This is a genomic window from Duganella sp. BJB476 (assembly GCF_003416895.1).
GTDB lineage: Bacteria > Pseudomonadota > Gammaproteobacteria > Burkholderiales > Burkholderiaceae_D > Rugamonas.
In genome coordinates, this window is sequence record NZ_QVIO01000008.1 from 355405 (window position 1) to 363542 (window position 8138).

The window sequence follows — 8138 nt, forward strand, 5'->3', positions numbered from 1 at the left end:
TCAGAACTCCCCATCCAGGCCATCTTGTACTTGTTCGGCGGCGCGCAGCACGGCGCGCGCCTTGTTTTCAGTTTCCTGCCATTCCATCTCCGGTATCGAGTCGGCGACGATGCCGGCGGCGGCCTGCACGTACAGCATGCCGTCCTTGATCACGCCGGTGCGGATCGCGATCGCCACGTCCATCTCGCCGCCGAAGGACAGGTAGCCGCAGGCGCCGCCGTAGATGCCGCGCTTGGAGATTTCCAGTTCGTCGATGACTTCCATCGCGCGCACTTTCGGCGCGCCGGTCAGCGTGCCGGCCGGGAAGGTGGCGCGCAGCACGTCCAGGTTGGACAGGCCGGATTTCAGCTTGCCCTCGACGTTGGAGACGATGTGCTGCACATGCGAGTATTTTTCGATGACCAGGCGGTCGGTGACCTTGACGCTGCCGATCTCGGAGATGCGGCCCAGGTCATTGCGCGCCAGGTCGATCAGCATCACGTGTTCGGCGATCTCTTTCGGATCGGCCAGCAGTTCCTTGGCCAGTTCGGCGTCGCGCTCCGGCGTGGCGCCGCGCGGGCGGGTGCCGGCGATAGGGCGCAGCGTGACTTTCTTCTCGCCGTCCGGCAGCGTCTCGTTGCGGACCAAAATCTCCGGCGAGGCGCCGACGATCTGCATGTCGCCGAAATTGTAGAAGTACATATACGGCGACGGATTCAGCGAACGCAGCGCGCGGTACAGCGTCAGCGGCGAATCGACATAAGGCTTGCGCAGGCGCTGGCCGATCTGCACCTGCATCAAGTCGCCGGCCATCACGTATTCGTGGGCCTTGGCGACGGCCTTCAGGTATTCCTCTTTCGGGAAGTCGCGCGTGATGTCAGTGCGTACCGAGGCGCTGGTCACCGGCGCGTCGACGCCACGGCGCAGCATCATGCGCAGGTCTTTCAGGCGCTGGCGCGCTTTGGAATACGATTCCGGCTGCGTAGTGTCGGCGTAGACGATCAGATACAGCTTGCCGGACAGGTTGTCGATCACGGCCAGTTCTTCGGTCACCATCAGCTGGATGTCGGGCAGGCCCAGGTCATCCTTCGGCTGGCTGTTGGCCAGCGTTTTTTCGATGTGGCGCACGGTGTCGTAGCCGAAGTAGCCGGCCAGGCCGCCGCAGAAGCGCGGCATGCCGGGACGCAGCGCGACCTTGAAGCGCTTCTGGTAAGCCTCGATGAATTCGAGCGGATTGCCTTCGTGGGTCTCGATCACGGCGCCGTTCTTGACGATCTCGGTGCGCGTGCCAAAGTTGCGCAGCACGGTCGTCGCCGGCAGGCCGATGAAGGAGAAGCGGCCGAAACGCTCGCCGCCCACCACCGATTCAAGCAGGAAGGTGTTCTTGCCGCCATTCTGGGTCTGGGCCAGTTTCAGGTACAGCGTGAGCGGGGTTTCGAGATCGGCAAAGGCTTCAGCGATCAGTGGAACGCGGTTGTAGCCGTCGGTGGCCAACGATTTGAATTCGAATTCGGTCATGTCTTCTCTCCATGCCGCCAAGGGTGTGGGTGTGGGTTTGGCGGTGAGTTGTCAAAAAACCTGTCGGGTGCGCGCGCACCGGCGACAGCAATCAGTTTGGCTGAGTTTGCCAGGATTGCCAGCGTCGCCAAAGCCAGGCCTCAATCGAGCCGGTTTGGTTGACATTGTGTTTTTTGGAGAGAGACATTTTGGGCAGGTTAGTTCAGCTAAGGGTTAGTTTTGCGAACGAATCAGGCTAGACGCTTCTAGCAATGTGGCTACTATACCATCCGAATCGGTTTTGTGTATAGCCTCTCCGTGATTGTAACCATAAGGCACCGTCAGCACCGGGCAACCCGCTGCCCGCGCGGCTTGCGCGTCGTTCGAGGAGTCGCCGATGGCCACCACCTGCGCCGGCGCCAGGCCGAAATCGGCGCACACCGTTTGCAGCGGCAGCGGGTCGGGTTTCTTGCGCGGCAGCGAATCGCCGCCGTAGACCACCTCGAAGAAACCGTCCAGGCCTTTGAGTTTGAGCAGCGGCGTGGTGAAGGAAATTGGCTTGTTGGTTACACAGGCCAGGCGCAGGCCCTGCGCTTTCATCGCCGTCAGGCCTTCGATCACGCCCGGATACAGGGCGCTGTAATTGCCGTTGATGCTCAGGTAGTGGCGCTGGTAGGCGTCCATCGCGGTCTCGAAATGCGCTTCCACGCGGGCCGCGTCCCAGTCCAGCCCCAGTACGGAGCGGATCAGGTTTTCGGAGCCCTTGCCGACCATCAGCGCGATCTGGTCCTGCGTAATCGGTTGCAGGTCCAGTTCCGCGCGCATGCCGTTGAGGGCTACGTGGAAGTCGGGAATCGTATCCAGCATGGTGCCGTCGAGATCGATGATTGCGGCGCGTACGCCTGCCAGCACGCTCATGCTTACACCGTCGCCAGCTGGGCGCGCATGGCGTCGATGACGGCCTTGTAGTCCGGCTTGCCGAAGATGGCGGAGCCGGCCACGAAGGTGTCCGCGCCTGCCGCCGCGGCGGCGGCGATGTTGTCGATCTTGATGCCGCCGTCCACTTCCAGCAGGATGTCGCGGCCGGATTCGTTGATCAGGCGGCGCGCTTCGGCGATCTTCTTCAGCGCCTGCGGGATGAAGGACTGGCCGCCGAAGCCTGGATTGACCGACATAATCAGGATCATGTCGATCTTGTCCATCACGTGTTCCAGGTAGCTCAGCGGCGTGCCCGGGTTGAACACCAGGCCGGCCTTGCAGCCGTGGTCGCGGATCAGTTGCAGCGAACGGTCGATGTGGTCCGACGCTTCCGGGTGGAAGGTGATGATGTTGGCGCCAGCCTTGGCGAAGTCCGGGATGATGCGGTCGACCGGCTTGACCATCAGGTGCACGTCGATCGGCACTTGCACGTGCGGGCGGATCGCTTCGCACACCAGCGGGCCGATGGTCAGGTTGGGAACGTAATGGTTGTCCATCACGTCAAAGTGAATGATGTCCGCACCGGCGGTGACGACGTTGCGGACCTCTTCACCCAGGCGGGCGAAATCGGCGGACAGAATGCTGGGAGCGATGCGGAAAGTGGTCATGGCTTTGGGCTGGCAAGAAAAAGATGCGCTATTTTACGCTGCCCGGCGCGACTGTACCGGTTTTGCGGTGGTTTCAGCCGCGCCGTCCTTGCATACGGGGCGGATTTGCGGTGCAATGAGGGTCTGACGATATACAATCGCCAATTTTGCATAGAGCGATTACGCTTTTACCAAGCTTTAAGGAATCTCGATGGCCACTTACGAATTTACTGTGTCGGTCAGAACTCAGTACCTGCCGGATCAGTCGGACCCGGAACGCACCAACTTTGTGTTTACCTATTCAATCACGATCAAGAACACCGGCACGGTGGCGGCGCAGCTGATCTCGCGCCACTGGGTCATCACGGACGCCAACAATCATGTGGAAGAAGTGCGCGGACTGGGCGTGGTCGGCCATCAGCCGCTGCTGCAACCGGGTGAGCATTTCGAATACACCAGCGGCACGGCGATGCAAACCCAGCAAGGCTCGATGGTCGGGGAATACTTCTGCGTGGCCGAGGACGGCCATCAGTTCGAAACCAAGATCCCGGAGTTCGTGCTGTCGCTGCCGCGCACGCTGCATTGATTACTCTTGTTCGTTTTCCTTGGCCGGCGGGGGCAGCTTTTTAGTCTTGCCCTTGCCTTGGTACATGGTCCACCAGACGATGAACACCAACAGGAAAAACGCCACGCATGCTTCTATCATCAATACCCACATAGCCATCCTTATGTCATTAACACGCCGTAGTCTACTCGTTCCGCTGACCGTCGTCGCGGTTTCGCTGGCCGCCTGTACCACCACGCCGCTGCCGCCCGATAAAACGCCGGCGCCGACCGTGACGCCGCCGGCGCCGGTGGTGCCACCTGTGCCACCGGTGCAGCCGACGCCGGTTCCGCCCAAGCCGACCGCGCTGCAAATGGTGCCGACTACCTTCGCGTCGCTGCCAGGCTGGGACAAGGATGATGTGCGCGCGGCCTGGCCGGCGTTCATGTCCTCGTGCTCGGTGCTGGTCAAGCAGCCGACCTGGAAGGAGTCGTGCAGCATCGCGCGCACCGTCAACAGTGGCGATGAGCAGGCGATCCGTACTTTCTTCGAGGCGTTCATGGAGCCGAACCAGGTGATCGCGCCGGATGGCGCCACCGACGGCCTGGTCACCGGCTACTACGAGCCGCTGCTGCGCGGCGCGCGCAAAAAGGGCGGTCCGTATCAGACGCCTCTATATAAGGTGCCGGACGATATGTTGACCATCGACCTGGCCAGCGTGTACCCGGAGCTGAAGGGCATGCGCCTGCGCGGCAAGCTGGTTGGCAAGAAAGTGGTGCCGTATGCGACCCGCGCCGATATCGAGAAGGCCGACTTCGGCGGCAAGGAGCTGCTGTGGGTGGACGATCCGGTGGAGTCCTTCTTCCTGCAAGTGCAGGGTTCGGGCCGCGTGCAGCTGACCGACAGCCAGGAAACCGTACGCGTGGCATATGCGGACCAGAATGGCCATCCATACAAGTCGATCGGCAAATACCTGGTGGAGAAGGGCGAGCTGACGCTGGAGCAGGCATCGGCGCAGGGCATCAAAGCGTGGATCGCCGGCCACCCTACGCGCATGCAGGAGCTGTTCAATGTGAATCCGAGCTATGTGTTCTTCAAGGAGGAGCGGCTGCCGGATCCGAAGGTGGGGCCGAAGGGCGCGCTGGGCGTGCCGTTGACGCCGTCGCGTTCGGTGGCGATCGACGCGTCGCAGCTGCCACTGGGCGCGCCGGTGTTCCTGTCGACCACGATGCCGAACAGCGATATCCCCTTGCAGCGCCTGGTCATGGCGCAGGACACCGGGGGCGCGATTCGTGGCGCGATCCGCGTCGACTACTTCTTCGGCTTCGGCACCGAGGCTTCGGAGAACGCTGGTCGCATGAAGCAGCGCGGCAATGTCTGGGTGCTGCTGCCGAAGCAGCCGCTTTAACGCAATACCATCACGGGCAGCGTGGTATGGGCGAGCACCTTCTGTGTCTCGCTGCCCAAGAACAGCCGGTTCAAGCCGCGCCTTCCATGCGACGCCATCATGATGATGTCGCATTCAAACTTCTTCGCCGCCTCGACGATCTCTTCGTAGGGGCTGGGCGACATCGTGACCACTCCCTCGAACGGAATCTCGGCGGCATGCGCGGCGGCGGCTGCCTTGTCGATGTGGTGGCGCGCCGCGTTCTGCATCTGCGTGGCGAACTGGCCGGAATCGATCACCGCGCCGCTATCGCCCATGGACGCAAACGGCAACGGCGTGATGACCGTGATGGCGACGATGCGGGCGTGATTGAGTTTGGCAAACTGGACCGCCATCGCGGTCGCTTTGTCCGACAGCTCCGAGCCGTCGGTGGGCAGCAGGATGGACTTGAACATGGCGCACTCCAATGATGGGACACTGAATCCAGCCTAATGATTTAGCCGGATCGGCGGCGCACGTTAGGAGGTGGCCGGCGCCGCCTGATGCTGCGCGTTGCGCATCGCCGAGGACAGCGCCATCGCCACCGACAGCGCGATGCCACCCACCGCCACGCAAGCCATGCCGGTGCGGATGCTGAAGTGCTCGCCGATATAGCCGGCCGTCAGCGCGCCGAGCGGCGCCGTCGCCACCGTCAGGAAGCGCATGGTCGACACCATGCGGCCCAGGTAGGCATCGGGCGTGACTTTCTGGCGCATCGTCATATAAGGCATAAAGAACAACATCACGCCGCAGTCGAGGAACAGCGACAGGCCGCCGCACGCCACCGCGCTGGCGGTCGGGCTGCCGAACAGATTGGCCGGGATCATCGGCATGGCGGCGAACGCGAACGCGGTCAGGCCCAGGCCGATCTGCATGGTGACGCCGGCGCCGAAGCGGGTGTTCAGCGGCTTCAGCAGCAGGGAACTCATCAACACACCGACGCCGCCGATCATCTGGGCTGCGCCCAGCATGCCGGCCGTCATGCCCAGTTCGCGCGTGGCGAACAGCACGCTGAGCGCGGTAAAGCCATAGAACAGCATATGCCAGACGCCCGCGCCCCAAGCCAGCGTGCGCAGCAGCGGCTGGCCCCAGATGAATAGCAGGCCGTCGTGGATGTCGCGCAGCGGATGTTTGTGGGAAGGCGCCGGCTTGGGATCGGTGGCGTTCAGGTTGCGCAGCAGCAGGATGGAGATCACAAAACCGACGGCGTTGACCAGCATCGCGAAGGGGGCGGTCAGCCATTGGATCAGGATGCCCGCGATGCCGGGCGCGATCAACCGCGCTGCCGAATCGGTGGCGGCAAACTTGGATTGGGCGTCGGTCAGGCGGTCGCGTCCGATCAGGTTGGTGAGGAAGATCTGTTCCGCGCCGCCGCCCACCACCGAGCAGGCGCCGCCAATAAAGGAGACCACATACATCCATTCGATGGACAGCAGGCCCAGCCAGTACGCCAGCGGGATGCTGCCCAGCGTCACGGCCATGACCGCCTTGCTGCCCAGTAGTACCGGCAATTTGCGATTACGGTCGAGGAAGACGCCGGCCGGCAGGGCCAGCAGCGCAAACGGAATCGCCGCCGACGCGCCCAGCATGCCCATCTGCGCCGGTGTGGCGTGCAGCAGCAGGACGGAACACAGTGGCAAGGCCAGCGCACTGATATAGCTGCCGAAACCGTTGAGGATGGAGCTGGACCAGTAGCGCATGAAGTCGCCGTTGCGCAGCAGGGCGTCGTTGCTCAGCTTGTGGCTCAGCTTGTTGCTCAGGTGGCGGCGTAAGGCGGTAAAAATAGGAAGCTCTTTAAAGCAGGTTGCTATGCATCAATGATACCAGCGCGGGAGTTAGGCGCTACAATCCTTCAGGAATATTTCACCATGAAGGAGACACCTTATGCAATATGAAGATCTGATCGTTGAAGTGCACGACAAAGTTGCCCTGATCCGCCTGAACCGTCCGAAGGCGCTGAACGCGCTGAACGACCGCATGATGAACGAGCTGGGCGATGCCTTATATAAGTTCGACGCCGATCCGGCCATCGGCTGCATCGTGCTGACCGGCAGCGAGAAAGCCTTCGCCGCCGGCGCCGACATCGCCGCCATGGCGGACTACACCTATGTGGATACTTATCGCGACAACTACATTACCCGTAACTGGGAGCACATCCTGCGCATCCGCAAGCCGGTGGTGGGCGCCGTGGCCGGCTATGTGCTGGGCGGCGGCTGCGAGCTGGCAATGATGTGCGATTTCCTGATCGCGGCGGATACGGCCAAGTTCGGCCAGCCGGAAATCAAGGTTGGCGTCACGCCGGGCGCGGGCGGCACGCAGCGCCTGCCGCGCACCATCGGCAAGGCCAAGGCCATGGACATGCTGCTGACCGCGCGCACCATCGACGCGGCGGAAGCGGAGCGCATCGGCCTGGTGTCGCGCGTCGTCCCGGCTGACAAGCTGATTGAGGAAGTACTGACTGCTGCCAAGCAGATCGCATCGATGCCGACTTCGGTAGCGATGATGATCAAGGATTCCGTCAACCGCGCCTTCGAGACCACGCTGACTGAAGGCGTCAACTATGAACGCCGTCTGTTCCAGTCTGCCTTTGGTACGCCTGCGCAGAAAGAAGGCATGCATGCTTTCCTCGAAAAGCGCTTGCCTAACTTCGACGGTCTTTGATATAGTTCGCCTCCCCGCAAAACGGCACATGCAAATGTGAAATGAGCGGGGAGAAAAGAAGGGGTTGACGAAACGATCTAAACGCTTCATACTCTTTCTTCTTCGCTGACGGACACAACGCTCCGCTGCAAACGCAGTACCGAATAAAGTTCTTTAAAAATTTACAGTCGATAAGTGTGGACGTTTGATGAAGGTGCACACGCTGCTTAGGCAGCGTGAAACTTAAAATATCAAATGTTCACAAGAAGTAATGAAATAGGCGCTACGAAAGTAGTGGCCTGTCAGTATTTTGAGTGAGCGACCCCTTAGCAATAAGGGTGCTACGAGAGTAGCAAAAGTAACAGAGATTAAACTGAAGAGTTTGATCCTGGCTCAGATTGAACGCTGGCGGCATGCCTTACACATGCAAGTCGAACGGCAGCGCGGGGCAACCTGGCGGCGAGTGGCGAACGGGTGAGTAATATAT

8 protein-coding genes and 1 rRNA gene are annotated in these 8138 nt (G+C 61.4%); 4 read left to right on the forward strand and 5 right to left on the reverse strand.

The annotated features are described in order from the left end of the window. The 3 genes from trpE to rpe all read right to left on the reverse strand — a co-directional run bounded on the left by trpE (position 1) and on the right by rpe (position 3062). A complete protein-coding gene (gene trpE / locus D0T21_RS27370) occupies positions 1–1497 on the reverse strand; it encodes an anthranilate synthase component I (RefSeq protein WP_116992550.1) in 1497 nt (498 codons plus the stop codon). 213 nt (positions 1498–1710) lie between these two features. Then, positions 1711–2394, reverse strand: coding sequence for a phosphoglycolate phosphatase (locus D0T21_RS27375; RefSeq protein ID WP_116992549.1), 684 nt, complete (start codon positions 2392–2394; stop codon positions 1711–1713). Between the two features lie 2 nt (positions 2395–2396). Continuing rightward, positions 2397–3062, reverse strand: a complete 666-nt coding sequence (gene rpe, locus D0T21_RS27380) for a ribulose-phosphate 3-epimerase (RefSeq protein WP_020704684.1) — start codon at positions 3060–3062, stop codon at positions 2397–2399. A gap of 190 nt (positions 3063–3252) precedes the next feature. On the opposite strand from rpe, the gene apaG reads away from it, so the two are divergent. Further along, complete coding sequence (gene apaG / locus D0T21_RS27385) at positions 3253–3627, forward strand: Co2+/Mg2+ efflux protein ApaG (protein ID WP_116992548.1); 375 nt, start codon at positions 3253–3255, stop codon at positions 3625–3627. Between the two features lie 142 nt (positions 3628–3769). Then, positions 3770–4993 carry a murein transglycosylase A gene (locus tag D0T21_RS27390; RefSeq protein WP_116992547.1) on the forward strand — a complete coding sequence of 408 codons (1224 nt, stop codon included), beginning with the start codon at positions 3770–3772 and terminating at the stop codon, positions 4991–4993. Here the strand turns inward: D0T21_RS27390 and D0T21_RS27395 are convergent. Both D0T21_RS27395 and D0T21_RS27400 read right to left on the reverse strand, forming a co-directional pair. After that, positions 4990–5427, reverse strand: coding sequence for a universal stress protein (locus tag D0T21_RS27395; protein WP_116992546.1), 438 nt, complete (start codon positions 5425–5427; stop codon positions 4990–4992). The genes D0T21_RS27390 and D0T21_RS27395 overlap by 4 nt on opposite strands. Before the next feature lie 63 nt (positions 5428–5490). After that, positions 5491–6822, reverse strand: coding sequence for an MFS transporter (locus tag D0T21_RS27400; protein ID WP_199538577.1), 1332 nt, complete (start codon positions 6820–6822; stop codon positions 5491–5493). A gap of 73 nt (positions 6823–6895) precedes the next feature. Between D0T21_RS27400 and D0T21_RS27405 the strand changes: the two genes are divergently transcribed. Together D0T21_RS27405 and D0T21_RS27410 are read left to right on the forward strand one after the other, a co-directional pair. Continuing rightward, on the forward strand, positions 6896–7672 hold the full coding sequence (locus D0T21_RS27405) for an enoyl-CoA hydratase (RefSeq protein ID WP_020704690.1): 777 nt from the start codon (positions 6896–6898) through the stop codon (positions 7670–7672). 349 nt (positions 7673–8021) lie between these two features. Then, positions 8022–8138 (forward strand): 16S ribosomal RNA (locus tag D0T21_RS27410); the annotation flags it as partial.

Excerpts from the sequence above, each read along its gene's own strand:
- D0T21_RS27405 (WP_020704690.1), top strand. The coding sequence starts at position 6,896 with ATGCAATATGAAGATCTGATCGTTGAAGTGCACGACAAAGTTGCCCTG.
- apaG (WP_116992548.1), top strand. The coding sequence starts at position 3,253 with ATGGCCACTTACGAATTTACTGTGTCGGTCAGAACTCAGTACCTGCCG.
- D0T21_RS27375 (WP_116992549.1), bottom strand. The coding sequence starts at position 2,394 with ATGAGCGTGCTGGCAGGCGTACGCGCCGCAATCATCGATCTCGACGGC.
- D0T21_RS27390 (WP_116992547.1), top strand. The coding sequence starts at position 3,770 with ATGTCATTAACACGCCGTAGTCTACTCGTTCCGCTGACCGTCGTCGCG.
- trpE (WP_116992550.1), bottom strand. The coding sequence starts at position 1,497 with ATGACCGAATTCGAATTCAAATCGTTGGCCACCGACGGCTACAACCGC.
- rpe (WP_020704684.1), bottom strand. The coding sequence starts at position 3,062 with ATGACCACTTTCCGCATCGCTCCCAGCATTCTGTCCGCCGATTTCGCC.
- D0T21_RS27395 (WP_116992546.1), bottom strand. The coding sequence starts at position 5,427 with ATGTTCAAGTCCATCCTGCTGCCCACCGACGGCTCGGAGCTGTCGGAC.